The following is a 25,062-nucleotide window of genomic DNA, read 5'->3' on the forward strand; positions in this document are numbered from 1 at the left end:
CGGTTTCCACCGTGGCGCGGGCCACGGTGGGCGTGCTCGCGGCAGCCCCAGAATTCTCCATTCCGCGGCCCGGTCGCGCTCGGTTCGGGCCAACTGAGACCAGGGACACGGGCGTTGTGTGCCCGTACTTCTTTCTTGCCCATCGAATCCCCGCAGGAGCGTCACACGGGCTGCGCACAGCCTTGCGAAAGTCTCGTTAGCGTGGCTGGCTCTCGATCCCCCGTGTGAATGCAGCCAGGCCGTGGCCCGGGTGAGCCGACGGTGCAGTGGAACCAGGAAGACCGGTAGACCCGAGATGGATTACTGCTCCTCATGTCGTCGGCACCTCAACGGGGCTCTGGTGTGTCCCGGGTGCGGTGCCTACGCCCCGGACATCGACCCGCACGTCGCCGGGGACGACGGGGACGACGGAGACGCGGTCCCGCCCGCTCCCGTCTCCGTTCCCGTTCCCGCCCTCGCAGTCGCTCCCGTCGCCGACATCGATGTCGGCGACGTGCCGCCCGCGCGGCAGCAGGGGCGGGCGGCACGCCGTCGCCAGCTGGCCCGCTGGAAGAAGAACAAGCGCCGCGCGGTGGTCGCCAGTGCCGTCGCCCTCGTCGGCGGCGGCCTGACCCTCGCCTCGATGGACCGGCACTCCGACGACCGGGCGCAGGCCGCCACGGCGTCGGACAACCGGGACCCGTCCGTCGGGGCCGTCCCCCAGGGCCAGAGGCCCCCGGCGACCACCGCACCGGCCGTCCCGGAGCGCACGCACAGGTCGTCGTCGCCCGCACCCGGCCCGTCGCAGCCCCAGGCGGGGCCGACGGCGGACGGTGCCGCACCGCAGCAGCCCGTCGCCTCCCGGCACCGCTCGGCGGCGACGGCCCCGGCCGAGGACGACGGCGGCACCGCGGCCTCCGGGGCAGGCGGGGGTCCGACGACCGCGCAACCCCAGCCGCAGACCACCGCCCCCGCCACCGGCGGCACGGACCCGGGCGGCTCCGACCCGGCGACGCAGCAGCCGTCGCCCGACCCCGCCCCCGGCGACAGCACGGACCCGGCCACGCCCCAGACGCCGCCCGCGGCGGAACCGTCGTCGCCGCAGCTCTGCCTGCTGGTGGTGTGCCTCGGCTGACCCGGTTCAGCCGCCGAGCCAGGCCAGCGCGGCGACGGTCAGGGCGCTGACGCCGGTGTCCAGGGTCGGCTGCACGACGGGTGCGAAGCCGGCGCTGTGGTTGACCGGGACGTCCTGGGCGACGGTCCCCTTCCGGGCGGCCTCGGCGTAGCGCTCCGGGTCGGTGCCGCCGATCGCCCAGTAGGTGAACGGCACGCCGAACGCCTGCGGGATCTCGCTCATGTCCTCGCTGGCGGTCTGCAGTTCCACGGTGTGGGCGTCGTCGCCGAAGTACGCGGCGAACGCCTCCGCCACGCGCCGGGTCGGTTCCTCGTCGTTGACGGTGGGCGGGAAGGACGCGATCCGCTCGAAGTCGGGGGGCCGCGGCGCTCGGGACGCCTCGCACTCCGCCCGGACGATGCGCTCGATCGCCTCCAGGACCTGGGCGCGCGTGGTGTCGTCGTACGTGCGGACGTTGAGTTCCAGGACGGCCCGGTCGGGGATGACGTTGGGGCCGCTGCCCGCGTGGATGCTGCCGACCGTGACGACGGCGGGCGTGGTGGCGGCCAGTTCGCGCGAGACGATGGTCTGCAGCCGTACGACGACGGTGGCGGCGATGACCACGGGGTCGACGGAGGCCTGGGGCGCGGAACCGTGGGCGCCCCGGCCGTGCACGGTGACGCGCAGGCTGTCCGCGGCGGACAGGAAGGAGCCCGGCCGGGTGCCGACGTAGCCGGCGGGGTGGGGCAGGACGTGCTGGGCGAGGACGACGTCGGGGCGGGGCGACTTCTCGGTGAGGCCGTCCTCGACCATGGCGTCGGCGCCGTCGCCGTTCTCCTCGGAGGGCTGGAAGAGCGCGACGAACGTGCCCTTCCAGGCGTCCCGGCGCCGGGCCATGAGCCGCGCGCAGCCGATCAGGCTGGTGACGTGCACGTCGTGGCCGCAGGCGTGCATGACCGGCTGTTCGTTGCCCCGGTCGTCCCGTACGGTCTCGGTGGAGGCGTACGGGAGGCCGGTCCGCTCCTCGACGGGCAGGGCGTCCATGTCCGCGCGGGCCATGACGACGGGGCCGTCCCCGTTCGCGAGGACCCCGATCACGCCGGTGCCGCCGACGCCCTCGGTGACGTCGTAGCCGCTCTCGCGCAGGGCGTCCGCCGCCTTCTTCGCCGTACGGTGCTCGCGCAGGCCAAGCTCGGGGTGGCGGTGCAGGTCCCGGTAGAGGTCCTCCAGGCCGGACCGTACGTCGTCGAGGCCGGCGAGGACGGTCCGGGCGGCGGAGGAGGAAGCGGAGTCGGGGTCGGAGTCGGGGTCGGGGGCGCTCGTCGGGGCCATGTTTCGAGCCTACGCACGGTTCTGTTTCCGGCCACCGGGCGAGCGCGTCTCGGGCGGTTCGGGTGCGTTGAGGCCGAGGCGGAGGCCGAGCACGCGGATCAGGAAGCAGGCCGCGGCGGCGCCCAGCGCGGCCGGGAGGCCGTAGAGGCCCGTCTCGACGGTGGCGACCGTGATCGCCGCGCCGGCGAGGGCGGGAACGGCGTACAGGCCGGTGCGCAGCACGGTGGGGATCCGGCGGACGAGTGTGTCGCGGATGGTGCCCCCGCCGACCGCCGTGACCACGCCCAGCAGGATCGCGGGCGCGACGCCCAGCCCGGCGTCCAGGGCCTTGCTCGCGCCGATGACCGCGAAGGTGCTCAGCCCGACGGCGTCGAGCACGTCGATCGCCGGTTCCAGCCGCCGCAGGTGCCGGCTCAGCGCGAAGGCGATCAGCCCGCCGCCGGCGGCGAGCGTGTAGTACCGCCAGTCCAGCAGGGTCGCGGGCGGCAGCGAGTCGATGAGGACGTCCCGGATGAAGCCGCCGCCCAGCGCGGTGATCATGCCGAGTACGACCACGCCCACGACGTCCAGCCGGGCCGCCCGCACCGCCGTCAGCGCCCCGTTCAGACCGAACGCGAACGTGCCGGTGAGATCCAGGGCGAGCAGCGGTGCGGGTTGGGCGCTCATGCGGGGCCGGGTACCCCGGCCCGCGGACGTGCCCCAGGCGGCGGTGCGGCGTCCGCCCCGGCGGCTACGCGGCGTCCGTCCCGCGGGCGGCGGTCGCGGCGTAGTCGGTCGGGGTCCGGCCGTAGCGCCTGCGGAAGGCACGGGCGAAATGGCCGCCGTCGGCGAACTGCCAGCGGGCGGCTATCTCCGTGACGGTCATGCGCCGGTGCGGTGCGACGAGAGCGCGGCGGGCCTCTTCGAGGCGGCGGTCCCGGATGTAGGCGCTCAGGGACTGCCCCTCCCTGGCGAAGGCCCGTTGCAGGGTACGGGCGGAGACGTTCAGTTTCCGCGCGAGAGCCCCGGGGGAGAGGGCGGGATCGGTGAGCCGGCGGTCGGCCAGGTCCCGGGCGGCCTGGGCCAGCGCCGGCGACAGCAGGGGTTCCACGTCGTCGAGTCCGCCTCCCACGGCGGCCCGGGCCAGCTCGGCCACGGTGGCGCGGGCGGCGTCGGCCCCGGCCGGCCCGAGGCCGTCCAGCATGCGGCCCACCAGGGTGGCGTGGGCGGTCAGCAGCCGCACCTCGGCGGTGTCGGCCGGACCGGAGGCCGGCCTGCCCCGGCTGTGCCGCAGCTCGGCGGCGGGCAGGACGAGCACCCGGGTACCGGAGTGCGGCGCCGCGAAGAAGTGGGACAGCCTCCCGGCCTGTACCAGGAGGCGGCCGGCCGGTGCCGTGTGCTCGGTCCCTCCCGGTTCCCCGATCCGCCAGGTGCCCCGGTGGACGATCCACAGGCGTACGTGATCTTCGGCCCCGACCCGTCGGCCCGCCGTCCGGAGGGCGGCCGTGTTCTCGAAGCGGTTGAACATCACGTCCCCCACCCGGTACCCGCGGGACCGGGCCGAGAAGCCGGAGACGGTCGTACGGCGGAAGGGCGCCAGCGCGAAGGTCTCGCCCATCCGGCTCCGCCACTCGCGTGCGAAGTCGCCGAAGGCGTTCGCTCCGCTCACGCTCACCGAGAAAGTGCCGCTCGTGCTCACCGAGAAAGTGCCGCTCATGGTGTCGCGAATCTTCCGTTCGGGATGTCGCGCCGGTCCGAGCCGCCGCGGCCACGCGCTGCCTACCGTTGTCCCGGCATGGATCGGAGAGCCGGGATCCACGAGTCCGGGCCTCTGGAGTTCCGGAACAAGGGTAACGAGGTGGCGCATTGAGCACGATCGCGATCGTCGGCGCGGGCCCGCAGCTGGGGCGCGCGATCGGCCGGCGGTTCGCCGTCGAGGGGTTCGACGTGGCGCTGATCGCCCGCAACCGTACGACGCTCCAGGCGGTGGCCGACGATCTGTCCGACACGGGCGTCCGGGTCGAGGTGTTCCCCGCGGACGTCACCGACCGTCCCGCTCTGCACGCGGCGCTGACCGCCGCCGAGGAGCGGCTGGGGCCGATCGACGTACTCGAGTACTCGCCCGCGCCGTCCCCGGCCGATCTGCGCCGGGCGCCGCTCGTCGAGGCCACGAAGGTCACCGTCGACTCGGTCCTGGCGCAGCTGGACCTCTACCTGCTCGGCGGGGTCGCGGCGGTGCAGCACGTCCTGCCCGGCATGCTGGCGCGCGGCACGGGGACGGTCCTGGTCAGCAGCGGCGCGGGGTCCGGCCCGATGATCGCCCCGCACGTGGCGAACGTCCAGGTCGCCACGGGCGGTATGCGCAACTGGATCCTCAACCTGCACGCCGCCCTGTCCGGCACCGGCGTCTACGCCGCGCACGTGGCGATCGCCGCCTTCATCGGCCAAGGGGGCCACGCCTCGCAGCCCCGGACGATCGCCGACGCCTACTGGCGGCTGCACACCGGGCGCACCGAAGCCGAGCTGGTGATCCAGGATTTGCCGGACGACTACCTGGAACGGGGCCTGGCGGACAAGTTCGTCGAGTCCTGAGCCGCCGGCGGCTGCGCGGCGCTGTCAGGCGGTGGGCGGGGTGTCGCTCCAGGCGGTGACGGTGAGGGCGCTGTTGTCGACCTCCTTGGCGAAGGGCACCGTGCTGTGGGAGTTGCTGCCGGTGGGCGAGATCTGGAGGTAGTGCGCGTCGGCGCTGTCGGCGCCGGTGTGGGTCCACTCGAGATCGGCGTACGCCGAGTCGCCGGCCTCCAGGGTGACCTGGTGCTCACCGGGGTCCTGGGCGAAGTAGGTGTCGCCGTGCTCCGCGTCGGTCGCTATCGCCGTGTGTCCGGCGCCCTCCAGGGCGAGTCCGGCGTATCCGGAGATCGCGCAGGTGACGTCACCGGTGTTGGTCACCTTCAGATAGGTGCCCTCGTGGTTCATCCCCTGCTGGCCGTCGCCGAGGTCGGCGGTGGTCGCCTTCAGGGTGCCGGGCTGGCACTCCTGCGCGGCCTGCTGGGGGTCGGCGGCGACGGCGGCGGTGGTGCCGAGCCCGGCGATCGCGAGGGCGGCGGTGACGGCGACGGCGGTGCGCGTGACCTTCATGGTGTTTCTTCCTCTCCTGTGCACTCTCCTGTGCCGACGGGGCTCCCGGTGCCCGTCGGCACCAATCGATGGCTGCTACATCAGTTCGTCTGACCGGTCACCGGCACATCAATGTCACCGGTTCGTCACAGGCGCCGCGACCCTCGTGCCCGGCGGGCGCCGGTCCGCCCCCCGCTCGGGGCCGCGGTCACCGCCCCACGGCCCGGGAGACCGCCAGGCTCGCCCTCCGCAGCGCCGTTCGAGCGGCGGCCCGGACTCCGCCCTCGCCGGGTGCGACCAGTGAGAGCGCGCCCAGCGCGGCACCGCGGCGGTCGAGGATCGGGGCGGCGGCGGTCGACATGACGGCGGGCCCCGAGCGCAGCGGGTTGGGCACCGTCGTGGCGCAGACGCCCTCGGCGCGGACGGTGGCCATGAGCCGGCGGAGGCGGGCCGCGTCGTCCGCGCCGGCCAGCGCGTCGTTCCGCACCCGCTCGGGGGCGTACGCCAGCAGCGCGATGCCGATGCCGGTCCCGGCGAGCGGGAGGCGGCCGCCCACCCGGTACCTGACCGCTGCCGCGTCCCGTGCCGACAGGCGCTCCACGAGGACGGCCTCGTCGCCGTCGCGTACGGCGAGGAGGATGTGCTGGCCGGTGGACCGGTGCAGTTCCTCCATGAACGGCAGCGCGGCGGCGCGCAGTCCGTGGCCGCGGGGCGCCAACGAGGCGATCTCGAGCAGTTGCAGGCCGACGACGAAAGCGCCGTCGTCGAGGCGTTCGAGGGCGCCCACGGCCGTCAGCTGGGCCGCGATCCGGGACGTGGTGCTCTTCGGAAGGCCCGCCCGGGCGGCGAGCGTGTGGAGCGTCAGACCCTCTCCGGCTTCTGCGAAGGCGCCCAGGACCCGGAAGGCCCGCTCCAGGATCGGCTCCCCGTGCAACGGCCGCCCCGAGCGAGGGGGTTGTACCGGCGTTCCACTCATCGGAATCGTCGGTGCGCGTCGCCGGCCACGGTTTCGATACTAGCTCTGACTCGCCCGCCCGGTGACGTGCGGGCGGCCGGGCGCCGTCCACGCCCAACCACTCTCATCTGCGCGGCGCCGACCGACCAAGGAGACAGCAATGGTGAGCGACCCCGCGCTGCGCGACGTCTACGTCCCGCACGCCTATCCCGAACAGCAGGCGGATCTCGGTGAGATCACCATGAACTACGCCGAGGCCGGTGACCCGGACAAGCCCGCCCTGCTGCTGATCCCCGAGCAGACGGGCTCGTGGTGGAGCTATGAGGAGACGATGGGCCTGCTCGCCGAGGACTTCCACGTCTACGCCGTCGACCTGCGGGGCCAGGGGCGCAGCAGTTGGACCCCGAAGCGGTACAGCCTCGACAACTTCGGCAACGACCTGGTCCGGTTCATCGCCCTAGTGGTGAAGCGCCCCGTCGTCGTCGCGGGCAACTCCTCCGGTGGCGTCCTCGCCGCGTGGCTGTCGGCGCACTCCATGCCCGGACAGATCCGCGGGGCCCTGTGCGAGGACGCACCGTTCTTCGCGTCCGAGCTCGTCCCGGCGTACGGCCACTCGGTCCGGCAGGGGGCGGGGCCCGTGTTCGAACTCTTCCGCACGTTTCTCGGCGACCAGTGGAGCGTGGGTGACTGGGAGGGCTTCCGCCGTGCGGCCGCCGCCGCGTCGTCGCCGATGGCGCGGTACTTCGTGACGGACGGGCTCCCGCAGCACTCGGCCGACGAGATCCCGCAGCACCTGAAGGAGTACGACCCGGAATGGGCCCGGGCCTTCTGGGAGGGGACCGTCGGACTGAACTGCCCCCATGAGCGCATGCTGACCCAGGTCAGGACGCCGGTACTCCTCACGCACCACATGCGCGCCACCGACCCGGAGACCGGTGTCCCGCTCGGCGCGCTCTCCGACGAACAGGCCGCGCAGGCGAGGCTGTTGATGGAGTCGGCAGGCGTGGAGGTCGGCTACGAGTCCGTGCCGGACGCGTCGCACACGATGCACCAGTCCGACCCGGCGCGGTACGTCGGGATCCTCACGCGGTGGGCGGCCACCCTGCCGGAGTGACCGCCGAGCACGGCGGACCGCTGACCTGCCGAAGCCTCACACCCGCAGCCAGGAAGGCACGGGCCGGGTCACGAAGCCGCAGGTGAACTCCGCCGTCTCCAGGAGCCGGCGGGTCAGCCGGACTCCGGTGACGTGGTGGGCCAGGGCGAAGTTGGCCAAGGCGCAGGTCGGCTGCCTGTCGTCCTCGTCCGGGTCCGCCAGCGGCCCGAACCCCACCCGGCGCATGACGTCGAGCAGCTCGTCCGGACGCTCGCCCCCGCGGAGGTAGGGGTCCTCGTCGTAGGACATCCGGACGGACCCGTCCTCGTACCAGTAGAAGGGCTCTCCGGGAGCGATGTTGGCCATGTGGGAGACGGCCGTCCGCCCCCGCGTCGCCGGGAGCACGACCTCCGGGTCGGTGCCCAGGAGACCGTTGTACTCGACCATGACAGCCCAGTCGCCGACCGGGGTCACTCCCACCAGCCGGGTCCCTGCCGAGTCCGCCTGCGCGTACGTCTCCTGCGTCAGCTCGCGCAACGCGCTCACTCCGGTCACCGGCGTCCCGGGCGCCGTCCGCCGAGCCCGCAGCTCGTGCAGCAGGCCGGCCGGGCTCGTCCCCTGCACGTAAGTGATGCAGTGCGACTCGAGGAGGTCGTCGTCGGCGCCGAATATGTCGGCGTAGTCCGCTGCGGTGATCGGTTCCGGCACGAACGAATCCTGGTGCGCCTTGGCCGGGAGAGGCAAGTGACCCGCGGCATCTAGACGTGGAACGTGGTGGTCTCCTCCAGCGCGGCCCGGCCGGTCGCGAGCCGGTTCACCGGCGCGTTCTCGTCGGCGTAGCCGAAGGAGACGCCCACGAGCAGCTTCCCCTCGTCCACTTCGAGTTGGTCGCGGACGGTGTCGGCGTAGAAGCTGAGCAGGCCCTGCGGGCAGCTGGCCACGCCGTAGGCGGTCATGGCCAGCAGCAGTGACTGCAGGTAGGCGCCGGCGTCGGCGGCCAGCCGGGGTCCGCCGTCGCCGGTGACGAACAGGAACGCGGCGTGGGGCGCCCCGTAGAACCCCAGGCTCTCCGCGTCGTAGGCCGCACGGGCCGGGTGGTCCTCGGGGCCGATGCCCAGCGCTCCGTACAGACCGGCGCCGAAGGCGGCCCGCCGTTCCCGGTGGACGGGGGCGTACATGTCCTCGGAGTACGGGTAGTCGGCCGTGCGGCGTCGCTCGGCGTGGGCCGTTCGCAGGGCGTCGGCCAGCCGGTCCCGCCGTGCGCCGCCGACCACCTCGACCCGCCACGGCTGCGCGTTGGAGTTGGACGGCGCGGCGCCCGCCAGGGAGAAGACCGCGCGCAGCGTGTCCTCGGGCACCGGGTCGGGTCGGAAGGCGCGGGTCGCGTGGCGCCCGCGGATCAGCTGCTCGGCGTACTCCCGCGCTCGTGGCCCGCCCGTCCGTGTCCCGCCGGTGGGCGCCTCGCTCGTGCGTGTCCGGGTGCCGGCCGGTCCGCTCATGGAACTCTCCTCGAAATCGCTTATGTAGACGGAAGCGTTTACCTGGGTCACTGTAGCGAACGGACGCCCGCGAAGTAAACGGGAACGTATACTTGCGTCATGGCAACGGCGACCACGGCGACTCGACGGCAGGGGCGCGGAGGCCGGGAGCGCATCCTGGCCGCCGCGGCCGGGCTGTTCGCGGTCCAGGGAATCAACGCGACCGGCATGGAACAGATCGCGGAGCGGGCGCCGGTGTCCAAGCGCACCCTCTACGCGCACTTCCGCACCAAGGACGAGCTCGTCCTCGCCCACCTCAGGGACCTCACCTCGACGGGGCACACCCTGGAGGCGACGCTGACGCGCGAGGACGTCCCCGCCATGGAGCGCGTCCTCGCGCTGTTCGACCCGCTTCCGGCCGGCACGGACCCCGTGCGCGGATGCCCGTTCATCGACGCGGCCGTGGAGTTCCCCGACCCGCAGAACGCGGTCCACTCCTACGCCCGCGAACGGAAACTGCTGATGGTGCGGCTGGTGGCCGAGCTCGTGGCGGAACTGGGCTGCCGCGAGCCCGCTGCCCTCGCCGAGCAGCTCGTGACTCTCGCGGACGGCGCCGCCAGCCGCGCTATGGTGCTCGGCGAGGCGGACTACGGCCGGCACGCGCGAACGGCGGCGGAGGTCCTCCTGGCCCACGCACTGCCGACCGGGGCCTGACCGGCCCCGCCGGGTCGCCGGTGCGCCCGTCGCCCGAGGCGGGTCGCCCGACGCGGGGATTTCCCGAGCGGGCCGTGCGCGGTCCGACGTCCGCGGGGGCGTTGCCGCCCCGGCCCGTGCCAGCCGCCTGTCCACGCGACCACCGGAGCCCCACCCATGCCCCTTCCTCACGTCCTCCTCTCCGCCGCCGTCTCCCTCGACGGCTACCTGGACGACACCGGCCCCGAGCGGCTGCTGCTGTCCGGGCCCGCCGACTTCGAGCGGGTCGACGAGGTGCGGGCCTCCGTGGACGCGATCCTCGTCGGCGCCGGGACCGTCCGGGCCGACAATCCGCGGCTGCTGGTGAACTCGGCGGAGCGGCGGGCCGCGCGGGTGGCGGCGGGGCAGGCGGAGTATCCGCTGAAGGTCACCGTGAGCGCCACCGGCGAGCTGGACCCGGCCGCGCGGTTCTGGCACACGGGCGGGGACAAGGTGCTCGTCACCACGGAGGACGGCGCCCGGCGGGCTCGCGCGTTGGGGATCGCCGCCGGCATCGTGCCGCTCGGGAACGTCCTCGACTGGCGGGCCGCGCTGGAGTACCTCCACGACCGGCGGGGGGTGCGGCGGCTCATGGTGGAGGGGGGCGGGAGCGTGCACACGCAGTTGCTGCAGCAGGAACTGGCGGACGAGCTGCAGCTCGTGCTCGCGCCGCTGTTCGTGGGGGACCCGGCCGCGCCCCGGCTGTTCGGGCCGGGGGCCTACCAGGGCGGGCGGCTGAGGCTGGTGGAGTCGCGGCGGATCGAGGACGTCGTGCTGATGCGGTACCGGCCGACGGCCCCGGGCGTAGGGGAGCGCGTGGCCGCTGCCGACCGGCACTGGCTGGCGCTCGCCTGCGAGCTGGCCGAGCTGTGTCCGCCGTCGGAGACGGCGTTCAGCGTGGGGGCCGTCGTCGTCGCCGGGGACGGCAGCGAGCTGGCCCGGGGGTATTCGCGGGAGGGGAACGACCCCCGCGTGCACGCCGAGGAGGCCGCGCTCGCGAAGGTCGGACCGGATGACGTCCGGCTCGCGGGCGCCACCGTGTACAGCAGCCTGGAGCCCTGCGCCCGGCGTGCCTCCCGGCCCGCCCCCTGCGCCCGCCTGATCCTCGACGCCGGGGTGCGTCGCGTGGTCACGGCCTGGCGGGAGCCGGACACCTTCGTGCCGGGGGCCGACGGGAGCGGGGTGCTGGCGGGCGGGGGCGCCGCGGTCGTCGTGCTGGACGAGTACGAGGACCGTGCGAAGGCGCCGAACCGGCATCTGGAGGGGTAGGGCCCGCCGCTCCGCCGGCCGTGGGTTCAGGGCGAAGAGCAGCGGGTCGCGGTGACCACGACGGAGGTGTAGGGCATGGTGGCGTGGCCGCCGAGCCTGCCGATCGCGGACCCGGCGCTGTCCAGGACCTTCGCCAGCTTGTCCGCGGGGAGTTGGGTGAGGCCGCCGAACGTGGGGAGCTGGTCGAGCCACTCCTCTCGGGAGTAGGTGCGCTCCCAGGCGAAGCGCCACTGCTCCGGCTCGCTGAAGCTGCCCGTCTGCCGGATCCCGTCGGCGATCCTCACGAACAGGGGCTGGTAGGCGTCCACGGCCGATCCTCGCAGCAGGCCGGGGTTGAACGGGGAATCGGGGGCGACCTGTTCGAGTACCTCAGCGAGGGCGTCGATCAACTCGGCCGGCAGCTGGGGGACGTGGTGGAAGGGGGCGAGCCGGCCGCCGGGCCGGAGCACGCGGGCCGCCTTGGCGGCGCCGGCGACGGGGTCCACCCAGTGCCAGGCGGTGCCGGCGACGACCGCGTCGAACTGCCGCCCGGCCGGCTGCCAGTCCTCGAAGCTGGCGACCTCGACCTCGACACGGCCGCGTCGTGCGAAGGCGGCCATCCGCTCGTCGGGCTCGACGCCGAGCACCGTGCAGCCGGCCGCCTGGAACTGCCGGGCCTCGATGCCGGTCCCGGCTCCGACGTCGAGGACGTGCCGGCCGGGGCTCGCCGCGAGGATCCTGTCCACCAGGGCCTGGGGATACGGCGGTCGGGCACGGTCGTAGCGTTCGGCATCGACGCCGAACGACTCGGCCGTCTGCCGGTGGCGGTGCGGTTCGGGGCCGGACTCGTCCGGCTGCCTCCGCGATAAAATGGGCATGCGCCCACACTAATGGGCGGTTGCCCACTTGTTAAGGCGCAGCGGCGCGGAAAGGGAGACGATGCCGTCAGGAGTGCACATCCACAACGTGCGCGGCCAGTTGTTCGAAGCGGCCGAGCGCATCCTGCTGTGGAACGGGCCCGACGCGTTGACCAGCCGGGCGGTCACGGAGGAGGCGAACTGCGCCAAGGGCGTGCTGCACCGGCACTTCGCCGACTTCGACGCCTTCCTGGCGGAACTGGTCCTCGAACGCGTTCGCGGCATCGAGGACCGGACCGCGGCTCTGCGCGCGGCCGCGGGCACCGGGAGCGTGGTGGACAACCTGACGGGCGCGCTGCAGGACCTGTTCGGACCGGTCACGGTGGCCGCCGTCGCGCTCATCACTTTCCGCGACGGCCTCCGCTCCCGGCTGCGCGAGGCCGGTCTGACCGGCATCCCCCTGGCCGTACAGGGCACCGCCATGATCGCCGCATACCTGACCGCCGAACGGGAGTCGGGGCGTCTGGCCGGTGACGCCGACATCGACACGCTCGCCCCCACCCTCGTCGGGGCCGGGCACCTGCTGTTCGCCGACCGGACGAGCGCTCCGCCGCAGACCGCCGCCGTCCGCACGATGGTGACCACCGTCGTCGCCGGCGCCCTGCGGCCGCCCCCGCCGTGACCTGACCCCCCAGCAGTCCGGCCCCCGCCAGGTCCTGCCTCCGCAACGCCCCCGGCTCACCGGTGACGGCGGTCCGGCCGACCGGGTCGGAAGATACCGATGTGCATTGCGGGCCCCGGATGACGTACAGTGGTGAACACAACGACGCGGGGTGGAGCAGCTCGGTAGCTCGCTGGGCTCATAACCCAGAGGTCGCAGGTTCAAATCCTGTCCCCGCTACTGAAGGCCGAGGGCCGGAATCCGAAAGGGTTCCGGCCCTCGGTGCGTTCCGTCGGTCACGCGCGTACGCACGGTGTGCGTTCTGTTCTGTCATCCGGTCGGCCCCGCAGCGGTCGCCGCCCGTTCCCCTGTCCGGAAGCCTGGAGATTCCGGTACGGCGAGCGGCGCGGACGTGAGGGGGTGGCGGGAGGGCAGTGGTGGGGCCAGGTGACGTGGAGGACGAGGGAGCCTACGCCCGAGCCGGCGGCCGGCTCCCCGGCGACCCCGTGCCCGATCCCGGTCTCGGCGACGAGGGGCAGCCGACTCCTTCCGGGCCGCCGCGCCGGCGTCGGACCCCGTGGCAGATGTTCGTCCACGCGCTGCCCGTGCTGCTGATCGCCGTCGCCATCCTGTACGACGTCCTCACTCCCCGGTACTTCACCGCGGGCCCCCTCTACACGGCCGCGCCCCTGATCGCCGCCCCGATCTACTCGCGGCGCGGCACCGCGCTCACCGGCGCCGCCGTCGTCGCCGCGGTCGTCGCCCTGCAGATCGGCAAGGGCGTCATCCACTACGTCGACTCCCTGACCGAGCTGATCACCATCGCGACGGTCGCCGTCCTCGCCGTGCTCGTGAACGGGCTCGTCCGCCGTACCGGCGAGCGGCTGGTGTCCGTGCGGGAGATCGCCGAGGCCGCCCAGCGTGCCGTGCTGCCCGAACCCGCCGAGCGGATCGCCGGGTTCGAGATCGCCGCCTGCTACGAGGCCGCGCAGGCCGACGCCTTCATCGGCGGCGACCTGTACGCCGTGCAGGACAGCGCGCGCGGCGTCCGGGTCATCGTCGGGGACGTGCGCGGCAAGGGCATGGGGGCGGTGGCCGCCGTCGCCGTGGTGATCGGCGCCTTCCGGGAGGCCGCCGAGCAGGAGGCGACGCTGGAGGCGGTGGCGCAGCGGCTGGAGCGGGCGCTGGCCCGCGAGGGCACCCGGCGGGAGGGGCTCGACGCCTTCGAGGGGTTCACCACCGCCGTACTGGCCGAACTCCCGCACGGCACCGGGACCGTCCGCATCGTAAACCGCGGGCATCCGCCGCCCCTGCTCCTGTACCCCGACGGCACCCTGAGCGCGCTGCCCGCCCGGGAATCGGCCCTGCCGCTGGGCATGGGCGAACTGGGCGTGTGGCCCGACCGGGCCGAGGAGGCCCCGTTCCCGGGCGGCGCCACACTGCTGCTCTACACCGACGGGCTGTCGGAGGCCCGCGACGCCCGGGGCGAGTTCTACGATCCGCACGCGCGGCTGGCCGGCTGCGCGTTCCGGCATCCTGCGACGCTCCTCGACCTCCTCGCCGAGGACGTGCGCAGGCACTCCGGGGGCGGGATGGCGGACGACATGGCGCTGCTCGCCGTACGGCGGCCGCGGCGCGGGGAGCAAGATCAATGTCACGAGCCGTGAGGGAACGACCTCCCTCCGCATAACAACTGATGCACCGTCAGAAAAACGCGGCGTGAACGGGAATACCGGGAGCCGGTCAACTCGCCCGGTTTTCGCCGGTCGTGAGGTGTACGTCCGGGGTGTTTCCGTTAATGATCAAGAGGGACGGCTTGGAATCCGAGCCCCGGGTCTATTAACGTTCGATAACGCAGCGCGGTCGTCCCAGCCGTCACAGAAGGCGGCTCCGTGCGCACGCGCCGAATCCCGCAAGGGAACCGGGGAACCACCACATTGGGGTGAATCGGGCGTACTACGCCGTGGCGACACGGTCGGCAGGCGCCCGTAGGAGACCTTCCTGCTCCGAACCCGTCAGCTAACCCGGTAGGCGAAAGGAAGGAAAGGAGTACGCCCACGTGGCGTCCAACCGGCCTGCCCCCGAGGCCCCGTTCGTGCCCAGCGGGCACGGCACCGACACCTTCGGTTACGACAACCACCCGACCGAAGAGGGCCCTTGGGAGGAGTGGAATCCCACCGCGGAGTCCCTCCGTCCCGTACGCGGCCGGCACCGCGTCGCCAAGCAGCGCGGCGGACTCGCCCGCAGCTCCACCGTCCTCGGCGTCGGTGTCATAGCCGCGGTCGGCGCGGGCGGCATGGCCAGCGCCCAGCCCGGCAAGGCCCCGGTCTCCATCTCCATGCCGGACCTGCCGAACGTCGGCTCCCTCATCTCCGGCGACGAGGAGTCCGAGCCGGAGGGCTCCACCACCCCGCTCAGCGGCATCGCCGTGGCCGCCGCCGCGGACACCGGCGAGGGCACCGGCACCGACGGCGCCGGCGAGTCCCTGCGGGCCCGGATCATGGCGCAGGCCGAGCAGCAGCAGGCCCAGGTCGAGTCGAAGGCCGCCGCCGAAGCCGTGGCCGCCGCCGAGAAGCAGGCCGCGGAGGCCGCCGCCAAGGCGGAGAAGGAGGCCGAGGAGAAGGCCGCCGCCGCCAAGAAGAAGGCGGAGGAGGAGGCCGCGAAGAAGGCCGAGGCCGAGCGGCTCGCGAAGCTGGCCAAGCAGTACACGCTGCCGACCTCCTCGTACACGATCTCCTCGACCTTCGGCCAGTCCGGCGCCTACTGGTCCTCCGGCCACCACACCGGCCTCGACTTCGCCGCCCCCACGGGCACCCTGCTCAAGGCGGTGCACGGCGGCACGATCACGTCGGCCGGCTGGGACGGCTCGTACGGCTACAAGACCGTCCTCACCCTCGACGACGGCACGGAGCTCTGGTACGCGCACCAGTCCTCCATCAGCGTCAGCGTCGGCCAGAAGGTCACCACCGGCGAGGTCATCGGCCGCGTCGGCGCCACCGGCAACGTCACCGGCGCCCACCTCCACCTGGAGGTGCACCCGGGCGGCGCGTCCGGCATCGACCCGATGGCCTGGCTGCAGGGCAAGGGGCTCACGCCCTGACTCGTCTCTCAGGGGCTCCGGACGCGTCCCCTGAGAGTCAGTTCTGAGCAAAGCGGAGGACTCCGTTCGGGTGCCGGACGGCCGGGCCGGAATGGTGCCCTCCCCTGTGGTTGTTGACGCTTTGTATGACTTCACTGCGCACGCTCGGCTCCTCCGACCTCCAGGTCTTCCCCCTCGCCCTCGGCGGCAACGTCTTCGGCTGGACCGCCGACCTCGACCAGTCCTTCGCCGTCCTCGACGCCTACACGGCGGCCGGCGGCAACTTCGTCGACACCGCCGACGTCTACTCCGCCTGGGGCGAAGGCCTCAGCGGCGGCGAGTCCGAGACCGTCCTCGGCAAGTGGCTCGCGGCCCGCGGCAACCGTGACGGCGTCGTCCTCGCCACCAAGGTCGGCCAGCACCCCGAGTACCCCGGCCTGTCCGCCGCGAACATCAAGGCCGCCGCCGACGCCTCGCTGCGCCGCCTGGGCACCGACCACATCGACCTCTACTACACCCACTACGACAAGCCCGAGGTGCCGGTCGAGGAGATCATCGGCGCGCTCGACGAGCTGGTGCGGGCGGGCAAGGTGCGGCACATCGCCGCCTCCAACATCTCCGCCGAGCGGCTCGAGGCCTCCCTCGACTTCTCCGAGCGCGAGGGCCTCGCCCGGTACGTCGCCCTCCAGCCCCACTACAACCTGGTCTCCCGCGACACCTACGAGGGTGAACTGCAGGACCTCGCCGCGCGGACGGGCCTGGCCGCCGTGCCGTACTACGCCCTCGCGGCCGGCTTCCTCACCGGCAAGTACCGGCCGGGTGCGGCCGTCGACAGCGTGCGCGCGGGCGGTGCGGCGAAGCATCTGGAGAGCGAGCGGGGCCGCCGGGTGCTCGCCGCCCTGGACGAGGTCGCCGGGGCCCACGACGCTCCCGTGGCCACGGTCGCCCTCGCCTGGCTGGCCGCACAGCCGACGGTGGCCGCGCCGATCGCGTCCGCGCGCACGGTGGAGCAGCTGCCGGCGCTGCTGGGAGTGGCGGAGCTGAGCCTGACGGAGGACGAGGTCGCGCGGCTGACGCGGGCGTCCGCCTGAGCGGAGGCTGCGCGGGCTGCGGGGACCACGGGGGCTGCGGGCTCTGGGGGTGCCGTGGGTACCGCGGGTGTTGCGGGCGCCGCAGGGATCGTGCGGGTCACGGCCGGTAGGACGGGCCGGGCGCGGGCGGGCCGGGCGGGTACGGCGTCGGGTGGAGTGCCGGGTGGGGCGTGCCGTAGGGGCCGCGGGCGTCGCCGGGCGGGCCGTACGCGCCCTGCTGCGCCGCGTGGAACCCGTAGGGCGCCTGGTGCGGGACGTGCGCCGCGGGCGGCCCGTAGACACCGGGCGGGGCGAACGCGCCGTGCGGGGCCGGTGATCCGTACGGGTACACCCAGGGCGGCGCCGTGACGCGGGCCGCGTGGTCCAGGGCCGGGCGGGCCGCCTCCCGCCGGTCCCACAGGGCGTCGAGCAGCTGCCGCTCCCGTACGGCGAAGTCGGCGCCCGCCCTGCCCCGGCGCCCGCGCTGCCGCAGGAACGCCAGTGACGTCGCGCAGGCCTCGTACTGCGTCACCGCCCGCGCCGCCTCCTTCCCGGCGTGCCGCCGGGCCTGCTGCCGGGCGATGCGCCGGGCCCGCATCGAGCCCAGGGCGAAGGGCTCCGCCGGGGCCAGCCATCCGGCGACGACGTAGGCGGGCAGCTCGGCGCGCACGGTGCGCAGTTCGCGCTGCCTGGTCCAGATCACCAGCCAGGTCAGCAGGCCGAACGACGGCACCATGAACGCCGCGTACACCGCGAAGAAGCCGTACTCGCCGAAGGAGGCCGAGCCGTTCCACAGCGCGTGCATGCCCATCGCGAGCAGCAGGCCGGCGAGCGGGAGCAGGGCGCGGACCGGGCCGCGGTGGCCCGTCCGGAGCGCGGCGACGCCGAAGCCGATGCCGGTGAGCACGGTGAAGAGCGGGTGCGCGAACGGCGACATCACCACGCGGACGAAGAAGGTCGCCGCGGTGACGGACGCGATGCCGCTGCCGCCGGTGAGCTGGTCGGTGCCGAAGGCGGTGCCCAGGTAGAGGATGTTCTCGGTGAAGGCGAAGCCGGTGGCGGTGACCCCGGCGAACACCACGCCGTCGACGACGCCGGTGAAGTCCCGTCTGCGGAAGAGGAAGACCAGCAGGACGGCGGCGGCCTTGGCGGACTCCTCGACGACGGGCGCTATGACCGTCGTGCCCAGGGTGTCCGCGCTCGCCGGGTCGGCGGTCGCGGTCGCTATCCACCGGGTCGCGAAGCTGTTGGCGACGATCGCTATCAGCGCCGCCGCACAGGCTCCCCAGGCGAAGCAGAACACCAGGTTCCGCCAGGGGCCCGGGTCCACCCGGTCCAGCCAGCGGAACGCGGCCACCAGCAGCGGCACGGGCAGCACCGCGAGCCCGAGGCCCACCAGGAACCCCTGCGTACCGGTCTGCTCGCGGACCAGGGCCAGGATCACCAGGCCGGAGATCGCGAGCAGCGTGATCAGCGCCCCGTACCGCACCCAGGCGCGCTGCCACCAGTGCGGACGCGGCAGCGGCGCCGCGGGTCCCGGACGTGCCGGGTACGTGGGATACGGGGGGCAGGTGGCCACGGCTCGGACCCTAACCGGTGGGGTGCTGCTCTTGACGCGGGTCGCGGTGCTGTACGCGGCGGAAGAGCAAGTCGTTCACCACATGCCCCTTGTCCAGTCCCTGGCCCTCGAAACGGGTGCGCGGCCGGTGCCCGGGGCGTGGTGCGAAGCCGCCGCCCGGCACGGTGTTCTCGAAGTCGGGATGAGCGGTGAGCACGTCGAGCATCTGCTCCGCGTACGGCTCCCAGTCGGTGGCGCAGTGCACGAGGGCCCCCGGTGCGAGCCTGGTCGCGGCCAGGGTCAGGAACTCGGGCTGGATCAGTCGGCGCTTGTGGTGGCGCTTCTTGGGCCAGGGGTCGGGGAAGTAGACGCGCAGTCCGGAGAGGGAGCCGGGGACGAGCATCTCGCGCAGGAGGATGATCGCGTCGCCGTTGCCCACCCGGATGTTGGACAGCTCGTTCCGTTCCGCGAGACCGAGCAGATTGCCCTGGCCCGGGGTGTGGACGTCGACGGCGAGGATGTTGGTGCCGGGGTCGGCCGCGGCCATCTCGGCGGTGGCCTCGCCCATGCCGAAGCCGATCTCCAGGACGACCGGCCGGGCGTTGCCGAACAGCTCGCCCAGGTCGACGGTCCGCTGCCCGTCGATGTCCAGTCCCTTGAGGGGCCACAGCCGCTGCAGCGCGTCCGCCTGCCCGGCCGTGACGCGGCTCCGCCGCGGCTGGAAGCTGCGGATCCGCCGCTCGAAGTGCGAACCGGCGGGATCGGCCTTCGGTCCGTCCGGGAAGCGCGGCTCGCCCTTGGCCCGGGTGTGCCGCAGGGAGGCGTCCGCGGACGGGCGGCCGGACTCCCCGGGGTGCGGGCCGGTGGTGTGCGGGCCTGCGGCGTGTCCGTCGGCGGTGTGTCCGCCTGCGGTGCGTCCGCCGGGGGCGTGGGGGCCGACGGCGCGTGAGTCGGGGGTGTGGGAATCAGTCACAATGACTCGATTTTACGAGGGGCGCCGTGCCGGTGCGGCCGGTGCGGCGAGCGCGGTCAGCGCCCGGCGGGCCACCTCGCGGCCGATGGGCAGGGACGCGGTCGCCGCGGGCGAGGGCGCGTTGAGCACGTGCACCGCGTGGGCGCCCTCCTTGAACAGGAAGTCGTCCACCAGCGTCCCGTCTGCCAGCACCGCCTGCGCCCGCACCCCGGCCGGCGCCGGCACGAGGTCCTCCTCCGTCACCGCGGGCAGCAGCCGGCGTACGGCGGCCGTGAACGCGCTGCGGGACAGCGACCGGTGCAGCTCGCCCGCCCCGTACCTCCAGTGCCGCCGTGCTATCCGCCACGAGCCCGGCCAGGCCAGCGTCGCGCCCAGCTCACGGGGGCGCAGCACGCCCCAGCCGTAGCCCTCGCGGGCGAGCGCCGGCACCGCGTTCGGACCGAGGTGCACGCCGCCGTCGATGCCGCGGGTCAGGTGCACCCCGAGGAACGGGAACGCCGGGTCCGGCACCGGATACACCAGGCCCCGCACCAGCTCGGGGCGGGCCAGCTCGTAGTACTCGCCGCGGAAGGGGACGATGCGCATGCCGGGGTCGTCGCCGGTCAGCCGGGCGATCTCGTCGCAGTGCAGCCCGGCGCAGTTGACCAGGACCCGGGCGCGCAGCACCTCGCCGGAGCGGGTGCGCACGGCCACTCCCAGGCCGGGGCGCCGGTCGACGCGGTCCACCTCGGCGCCGTAGCGGATCCGCGCGCCGGACAGGTGGGCCAGCCGGCGGGCCACGGCGACGTAGTCGCAGATCCCGGTCGTGCCGACGTGTATGGCGGCCAGGCCCCGGACCTGCGGTTCGTACTCCCGGATCTGGGCGGCGCCCAGCTCGCGCACCGGTATGCCGTTCTCCCGGCCGCGCTGCACGAGGGCGTGCAGGCGGGGCAGCTCGGCCCGGTCGGTGGCGACGATCAGCTTGCCGGTGACGGAGTGCTCGATGCCGTGCTCGGCGCAGAACTCGACCATCTCGGCGGCGCCCCGGACCGCGTACCGTGCCTTGAGCGAGCCGGGGCGGTAGTACACACCGCTGTGGATGACGCCGCTGTTGCGGCCCGTCTGGTGGCGGGCGGGGCCCGGTTCCTTCTCCAGGACCGTGACCCGGGTGCCGGGGGCGGCGCGCGTGATCGCGTACGCCGTCGACAGGCCGACGATGCCGCCGCCGATCACCAGGACGTCGCAGTCGTACGCGACGTCCCGCGCGGTGCCGTGCGCGGTGGCGGTCGCCGCTCCGTGCGTCGTCCCGTGCGTCGTGCGGTGCGCTGCGCCGTGCGCTGTTCCGTGCGCCGTGCGTCTTGTTCTCAGGTTCACGTCCACATCCACGTCCACGTCCCGGCTCCACCTCCCGGCTCCGATAGTGCACTGCGCCACTGACAATGCCCGTAAACCCGGGAACGGGGGCCGGTCGGTGCCGGGCGGGGGCGGGGCGAGGCGGGGGCCTCGTCAGGACGGGTTCGGCGCGGGTCCGGAACGGTGTCCGGGGCGTGGTCAGGCCGTGGTCATCAGCAGGGGGCGGGCGCGTTCGCGCAGCTCGACGACGCGTGGCTCGTCGCCGTACGGCTCCAGGCGGTGCAGGAGATCCTTCACGTACTCGGTGGTGCGGGCCGAGGAGATGCGGTTGGCCACCTCGACGGCGCGCACCCCCTGCTCGCAGGCCGCGTCCAGGTTGCCGGACTCCAGCTCGGCCACCGCCGAGACCACCAGTCTGAGACCGTGCGAGCGTACGAACTCCTCCGTCGGCTGCGACAGGGCCTGCTCGGTGAAGCGGCGGACCTGTCCCGGTGCCTTCAGGTCGCGGTAGCACTCGGCCGCGTCGGCGGCGAACCGGTCGTAGGAGTAGAAACCCAGCCACGACGGGTCGCCGTCGCCGGGGCGGGCCCGCTCCAGCCAGCTCTCGGCGGCCTTCAGCGCGGCGCCGGCCGCCACCGCGTCGTTCGCGCGGGCGTGGGCGCGGGCCTCGACCAGGCGGAAGAAGCTCATGGTGCGGGCGGTGGCCAGGCCGCGGTTGCGTTCGAGGGCGGCCTGGGCGAGGTCCACGCCCTCGTCGCCGAAGCCGCGGTAGGTGGCCTGCAGGGACATCGAGGCGAGCACGTAGCCGCCGAGCGGGACGTCGGCCGCGGCGCGGGCGAGGCGCAGGGCCTGGATGTAGTACCGCTGGGCGGCCTCCTGTTGACCGGTGTCGAAGGCCATCCAGCCGGCCAGGCGGGTCAGTTCGGCCGAGGCGCCGAACAGGGCGCGGCCGACCTCGTCGGAGTAGGAACCGAGGAGCAGGGGCGCCGCCTCGACGCGTAAGCACTCGGGCACCATCGACGAACGCCAGTCGCCGCCGCCGTACTTGGAGTCCCAGCGCCGGGCGTCCTCGGCGGCCTCCCGGAGCTTGCCCACATCACTGTGGCCGACTTTGAGCGGTGCGCCGGAGCCCTCGGCCGGGCTCACGTCGCGCGCCACCGAACTGTCGGCCGGGGTTATCAGCCACCGTGAGGCGGGCGTTGCGTATGCGCTCACCGCGAACGAGCCGGCGAGCGACTGCCATATGCCCCCGCCACCCGCCCGGCGGCCGGCGAGGTCGAGCCGGTACAGCTCGGTCGCGGACCTGACCGCCTGGCCGACGTCCCGCGGGAAGGCGAGGCCCACCTCGGGGGCGGGGTCCGCGTCCGCCAGGCCGATCTCGTGCAGCGGGACCGGGCGGCCGAGCTTCTGGCCGATGGCGGCGGCGATGAGGTGCGGCGCCGCGCCCTGCGGCACCATCCCCTTCGACACCCAGCGCGCCACCGACGTCTTGTCGTAGCGAAGCGTCAACCCGCGCTGGGCGCCCAGGTCGTTGACGCGCCGGGCGAGACCCGCGTTGCTGATTCCCGCGAGGGCGAGAACGGCGCCGAGTTTTTCGTTCGGCCCGCGTTGCTCCCTGGACATGCGCCACCCCTCGACACAGACGGCTGCCGCGCTGGCATAACCACGCGGCATTCGTACACCCAGCGTAGTTCGCCGCATCCCAGGCGTTAAGAGGCATTGTTCCGGATGGCGGGATTGTGGTCCGTCCCCAAGTACGGTGCGTGCACGGTCTGTTGCGGCGCGCTCCCGCTGTGTGGCCGTGCGCCCGCCCGTGCGCTCTTCTCCGGCCACATGGGGAGCGGTTCCATGGTCGGTGCGTGGGTCGGCCCGCTGTACTGGATCCAGTGGGCTGGGGGACACCGCCGCCTACATCCCCGCGGGCGGCGGACCGGTCCGGGGGGCGAGTCCCGCCTCCCGGACCGTGCGCCGCGGGGGCCCCACGGGGCGCTGCGCAGAACCTGTACGCAGCGTGTTCGAGCGTGTGTGCGTGATATTGATTTGGCTGAAAATCGCTCCCTTTGTTTTCGCTGGACTATCGCCCTCACCACGGGAGTTGAACGGCGCGTAAAGGAGCCAAAGGGCGCGTTTGGGGGGCGCATTCGCGCCGTCTTTGCCTTCTCCGAGGTCTTCTCCCAGGTCTTCTCCAAGGTGAAGTGGACGGTCACCGAGGGGGAGTTGACGTTCTCGTCCGAGCGGCGGCGAGGACGGTTCGCGCGAGCCCGTACGGCTCCGCCGGCGCTCTGTGGCGCGCCCTTCATGGCAGCATGGGGACCAGTTCGTAACGGTGCACTGGTTGTCCCCAGCCTGTGGAGGCGTCGATGCGGTGGTTGGTGGGGTGGAGCAGCGCCGCCGTGGGAGCCGCGGGCATCTCGGGAATCGCGGGAATCAACGGGTTCGACGGGTTCGACGGAGCGGGTGGCTCCGCCGGGGCCACCGGCTATGACGGCGAGACCGTGCAGCCCGTCGGCGCCCAGCCGCTGTGGGGCGACCCCGATCCCCTGTGGGCGGTCGGCGACTGGCGGCCCGACGAGGTGCGGGTCGTCTCGGCGGACGCGCAGACCCGGATCGCCGTGCTCGGCATCTGCGGCGCCACCGACGAGCAGTTGCGCGTCGCGCTGTTCGCCGCGCGCGGCGGCGCCCTCAGACATCTGACGGCGTGGCCCGGCAGCTACACGGCCGTCGTCCAGGTGGGGCGGCGGATCACCGTCTGCGGCGATCTCGCGGGCGCGCGGCCCGTGTTCCACACCCCGTGGGACGGCGGCACCGCCTTCGCCACCGCCGCGCTGCCGCTCGCCGACCTCGTCGAGGCCAACCTCGATTTCGGCCACCTCGCGGCGCTGCTCGCCGCCCCCGACGTGCCGGCCGCGCTGGACGACTCCACTCCGTACGACGGCGTGAAGCGCGTTCCGCCGGGGCATGCGCTGATCCTGCGAGCCGGGGCGCGCGAGGTCGCCGGGTACGAGCCGGTGGCCTCCCTCGCCGTCGCGACGCCCTCCGCGGACCCCGGCCGCGCGGTGGACGGCGTGCGGGACGCCCTTGTGGAGGCGGTGCGCACGCGGCTCGCCGCGCCGCGGCACGTGCCCGGGGACGGCATCGACCCCGGGCCGGTCCCCGGCATGGGGCCCGCCGAACGCCGGGCGGCCCGCGGCATGCCGGTCCCGGGGATCGGGGCCGACCTGTCCGGCGGACCCGCCTCGGGCACGCTGGCGCTGCTCGCCGCCGGGCTGCCGGGGATGCCGGGAACCGTGCTCGGGCACGGCACCGGTGCGGGGGAGCGGCTGCTGGCCGTCACCTTCAACGACCTCGCCGTCGGCGGGCAGGAGCCCGAGCTGGCGCGGGCGGGGGCGCTGGCCGCCAATCCGCGGCTGCACCACGTGGTGGTCCCGGGCGGCGAGGAGATGCTGCCGTACGGCGTCCTCGACGGGCCCCTGACCGACGAACCCGGCCCCTCCCTGGTCGCCGCCGCCCGGCACCGGGTGCGGCTGGCCGCGGGCAGCGCCGACCACTTCACGGGGTACGGGGCGCGGCAGGTGCTGGACGCGCATCCGGCGCGCCTGGCCGATCTGCTGATGGACCGCAAGCGGCGTCACCTGGTCCGGCCGGTCGCCGCGATGGCCAAGGCCGACGGGTCAGTGCTGGTCCCGGCGCGCGTGTACGGGGCGGCCCGGCGGCTGGCGCGGACGCCGTACCGGACGGGGCTCGAGGTGCTCGCGGAGCGGCTGCTGCGTCGGCGGTTCGACCCGCCGGGCGACGGGGCGACGGACGCGTCGCTGGCCGCGCTGACCTGGGCCGCGCCGGGGCCGGCGGCGCGGTGGCTGACCGGAGAGGCGCTGGCTGAAGTATCGGTTCGTCTTCAGACGTCCTCGCAGCGGTCGGGGGTCGGGCCGGGGCAGCGGCCCGGTGACTTCCGCGCGCGGGCCGCGCTGGCACGGCAGGCGGCGGATGTGCGGGTCCTCGAACAGGCGGCGGAGGTCCGCTTCCAGCGGCTGCACGCGCCGTTCCTCGACAACCAGGTTGTCCGCGCCTGCCGTGCGCTGCCGGAGGCGCTGCGGGTGCAGCCGGGGGCGCGGGCGGAGATTCTGCGGACGGTGCTGGAGGGGGCGGGGGTGAGCGAGCTGCCGAGCGGGTGGGGGGCGCCCACGCAGGCGCTGGCCGCCTCCGCGGCGCGGACGGGGCTGCGGGCGTCGGCGGACTCCCTGCTGGGGCTCTTCGACACGCCGCTGCTCGCCGAGGCGGGGCTCGTGGAGGCGCGGGTGGTGCGCAAGGCGGTGCGCGCGACGGCCGCGGGGGAGCGGCTGCCGCTGGACGGGCTGGCCGACCTGGTCTCCCTGGAGCTGTGGCTCCGCCGCCTCCTCGCCCGCCGCGGCACCTGCTGGACGGGAACCCCGGCCCGCCAGCGCGCGGTACCGGGGGGCATCGCACCGCAGCGGGGGGCGCTGGGCGGGGCGGGGGCGGTTGTGCGA

22 protein-coding genes, 1 tRNA gene and 1 riboswitch are annotated in these 25,062 nt (G+C 74.0%); of the genes, 11 read left to right on the plus strand and 12 right to left on the minus strand.

Annotated features, from left to right (window positions below; translation table 11 throughout):
* Positions 1-295: 295 nt before the first annotated feature.
* Positions 296-1,114: an SCO2400 family protein gene (locus IG94_RS0117615; RefSeq protein ID WP_031037113.1), complete on the plus strand. Its 819-nt coding sequence runs from the start codon at positions 296-298 to the stop codon at positions 1,112-1,114.
* 6 nt (positions 1,115-1,120) lie between these two features.
* On the opposite strand, the gene IG94_RS0117620 is transcribed toward IG94_RS0117615, so the two are convergent.
* The 3 genes from IG94_RS0117620 to IG94_RS0117630 all read right to left on the minus strand — a co-directional run bounded on the left by IG94_RS0117620 (position 1,121) and on the right by IG94_RS0117630 (position 4,121).
* Positions 1,121-2,425, minus strand: coding sequence for a M20 family metallopeptidase (locus IG94_RS0117620; RefSeq protein WP_052410724.1), 1,305 nt, complete (start codon positions 2,423-2,425; stop codon positions 1,121-1,123).
* 9 nt (positions 2,426-2,434) lie between these two features.
* Entirely contained in the window at positions 2,435-3,091 is a 657-nt protein-coding gene (locus IG94_RS0117625; RefSeq protein WP_031037119.1) for a trimeric intracellular cation channel family protein, read from the minus strand.
* 64 nt (positions 3,092-3,155) lie between these two features.
* A complete protein-coding gene (locus IG94_RS0117630; RefSeq protein WP_031037121.1) occupies positions 3,156-4,121 on the minus strand; it encodes a helix-turn-helix domain-containing protein in 966 nt (321 codons plus the stop codon).
* A gap of 149 nt (positions 4,122-4,270) precedes the next feature.
* Between IG94_RS0117630 and IG94_RS0117635 the strand changes: the two genes are divergently transcribed.
* On the plus strand, positions 4,271-4,996 hold the full coding sequence (locus tag IG94_RS0117635; RefSeq protein ID WP_031037123.1) for an SDR family NAD(P)-dependent oxidoreductase: 726 nt from the start codon (positions 4,271-4,273) through the stop codon (positions 4,994-4,996).
* 24 nt (positions 4,997-5,020) lie between these two features.
* Here IG94_RS0117635 and IG94_RS0117640 read toward each other — a convergent pair whose 3' ends face one another.
* Together IG94_RS0117640 and IG94_RS0117645 are read right to left on the minus strand one after the other, a co-directional pair.
* The gene (locus IG94_RS0117640) at positions 5,021-5,542 is read right to left on the minus strand and encodes a DUF4232 domain-containing protein (protein WP_031037125.1); all 522 of its coding nucleotides are present in this window, start codon (positions 5,540-5,542) and stop codon (positions 5,021-5,023) included.
* A 187-nt stretch (positions 5,543-5,729) separates the two neighbouring features.
* Complete coding sequence (locus IG94_RS0117645; RefSeq protein WP_224287142.1) at positions 5,730-6,455, minus strand: IclR family transcriptional regulator; 726 nt, start codon at positions 6,453-6,455, stop codon at positions 5,730-5,732.
* A gap of 181 nt (positions 6,456-6,636) precedes the next feature.
* On the opposite strand from IG94_RS0117645, the gene IG94_RS0117650 reads away from it, so the two are divergent.
* Positions 6,637-7,590 carry an alpha/beta fold hydrolase gene (locus tag IG94_RS0117650; RefSeq protein ID WP_031037130.1) on the plus strand — a complete coding sequence of 318 codons (954 nt, stop codon included), beginning with the start codon at positions 6,637-6,639 and terminating at the stop codon, positions 7,588-7,590.
* Between the two features lie 36 nt (positions 7,591-7,626).
* Here IG94_RS0117650 and IG94_RS43530 read toward each other — a convergent pair whose 3' ends face one another.
* The gene (locus IG94_RS43530) at positions 7,627-8,277 is read right to left on the minus strand and encodes a DUF6461 domain-containing protein (RefSeq protein ID WP_107060589.1); all 651 of its coding nucleotides are present in this window, start codon (positions 8,275-8,277) and stop codon (positions 7,627-7,629) included.
* A 50-nt stretch (positions 8,278-8,327) separates the two neighbouring features.
* Complete coding sequence (locus tag IG94_RS0117660) at positions 8,328-9,068, minus strand: nitroreductase (protein WP_078892328.1); 741 nt, start codon at positions 9,066-9,068, stop codon at positions 8,328-8,330.
* Positions 9,069-9,167: 99 nt separating this feature from the next.
* Here IG94_RS0117660 and IG94_RS0117665 point away from each other — a divergent pair, with 99 nt between their 5' ends.
* Together IG94_RS0117665 and IG94_RS0117670 are read left to right on the plus strand one after the other, a co-directional pair.
* On the plus strand, positions 9,168-9,761 hold the full coding sequence (locus IG94_RS0117665) for a TetR/AcrR family transcriptional regulator (protein ID WP_031037136.1): 594 nt from the start codon (positions 9,168-9,170) through the stop codon (positions 9,759-9,761).
* A 156-nt stretch (positions 9,762-9,917) separates the two neighbouring features.
* Positions 9,918-11,048, plus strand: coding sequence for a dihydrofolate reductase family protein (locus IG94_RS0117670; RefSeq protein ID WP_031037139.1), 1,131 nt, complete (start codon positions 9,918-9,920; stop codon positions 11,046-11,048).
* A 26-nt stretch (positions 11,049-11,074) separates the two neighbouring features.
* Here the strand turns inward: IG94_RS0117670 and IG94_RS0117675 are convergent, their stop codons facing one another.
* Positions 11,075-11,905, minus strand: coding sequence for a class I SAM-dependent methyltransferase (locus tag IG94_RS0117675; RefSeq protein WP_031037143.1), 831 nt, complete (start codon positions 11,903-11,905; stop codon positions 11,075-11,077).
* A 61-nt stretch (positions 11,906-11,966) separates the two neighbouring features.
* Here IG94_RS0117675 and IG94_RS0117680 point away from each other — a divergent pair, with 61 nt between their 5' ends.
* The 5 genes from IG94_RS0117680 (at position 11,967) to IG94_RS0117700 (ending at position 16,715) form a co-directional block, all read left to right on the plus strand.
* Positions 11,967-12,566, plus strand: a complete 600-nt coding sequence (locus tag IG94_RS0117680) for a TetR/AcrR family transcriptional regulator (protein WP_031037146.1) — start codon at positions 11,967-11,969, stop codon at positions 12,564-12,566.
* Positions 12,567-12,711: 145 nt separating this feature from the next.
* Positions 12,712-12,785, plus strand: a tRNA-Met gene (locus IG94_RS0117685).
* A gap of 197 nt (positions 12,786-12,982) precedes the next feature.
* Complete coding sequence (locus IG94_RS0117690) at positions 12,983-14,212, plus strand: PP2C family protein-serine/threonine phosphatase (RefSeq protein WP_043483830.1); 1,230 nt, start codon at positions 12,983-12,985, stop codon at positions 14,210-14,212.
* Between the two features lie 224 nt (positions 14,213-14,436).
* Positions 14,437-14,594, plus strand: a riboswitch (cyclic di-AMP (ydaO/yuaA leader).
* 10 nt (positions 14,595-14,604) lie between these two features.
* A complete protein-coding gene (locus IG94_RS0117695; RefSeq protein ID WP_031037152.1) occupies positions 14,605-15,645 on the plus strand; it encodes a M23 family metallopeptidase in 1,041 nt (346 codons plus the stop codon).
* Between the two features lie 125 nt (positions 15,646-15,770).
* Complete coding sequence (locus IG94_RS0117700) at positions 15,771-16,715, plus strand: aldo/keto reductase (protein WP_031037155.1); 945 nt, start codon at positions 15,771-15,773, stop codon at positions 16,713-16,715.
* Positions 16,716-16,812: 97 nt separating this feature from the next.
* Here IG94_RS0117700 and IG94_RS0117705 read toward each other — a convergent pair whose 3' ends face one another.
* The 4 genes from IG94_RS0117705 to IG94_RS0117720 all read right to left on the minus strand — a co-directional run bounded on the left by IG94_RS0117705 (position 16,813) and on the right by IG94_RS0117720 (position 22,180).
* Positions 16,813-18,273, minus strand: coding sequence for a PrsW family intramembrane metalloprotease (locus IG94_RS0117705; RefSeq protein WP_078892329.1), 1,461 nt, complete (start codon positions 18,271-18,273; stop codon positions 16,813-16,815).
* A gap of 10 nt (positions 18,274-18,283) precedes the next feature.
* Positions 18,284-19,069 (minus strand): tRNA (guanosine(46)-N7)-methyltransferase TrmB, encoded by a 786-nt coding sequence (gene trmB / locus IG94_RS0117710; protein ID WP_052410731.1) that lies wholly within the window; start codon positions 19,067-19,069, stop codon positions 18,284-18,286.
* A 168-nt stretch (positions 19,070-19,237) separates the two neighbouring features.
* On the minus strand, positions 19,238-20,440 hold the full coding sequence (gene lhgO / locus IG94_RS0117715; protein WP_043483893.1) for an L-2-hydroxyglutarate oxidase: 1,203 nt from the start codon (positions 20,438-20,440) through the stop codon (positions 19,238-19,240).
* 315 nt (positions 20,441-20,755) lie between these two features.
* Complete coding sequence (locus tag IG94_RS0117720; RefSeq protein WP_031037166.1) at positions 20,756-22,180, minus strand: NsdA family TPR-like regulatory protein; 1,425 nt, start codon at positions 22,178-22,180, stop codon at positions 20,756-20,758.
* 737 nt (positions 22,181-22,917) lie between these two features.
* Between IG94_RS0117720 and IG94_RS0117725 the strand changes: the two genes are divergently transcribed.
* On the plus strand, positions 22,918-25,062 hold a 2,145-nt coding region (locus IG94_RS0117725; RefSeq protein ID WP_078892331.1), incomplete at its 3' end, for an asparagine synthase-related protein.

This window comes from Streptomyces olivaceus (assembly GCF_000721235.1).
GTDB classification, from domain to species: Bacteria; Actinomycetota; Actinomycetes; order Streptomycetales; family Streptomycetaceae; genus Streptomyces; species Streptomyces olivaceus.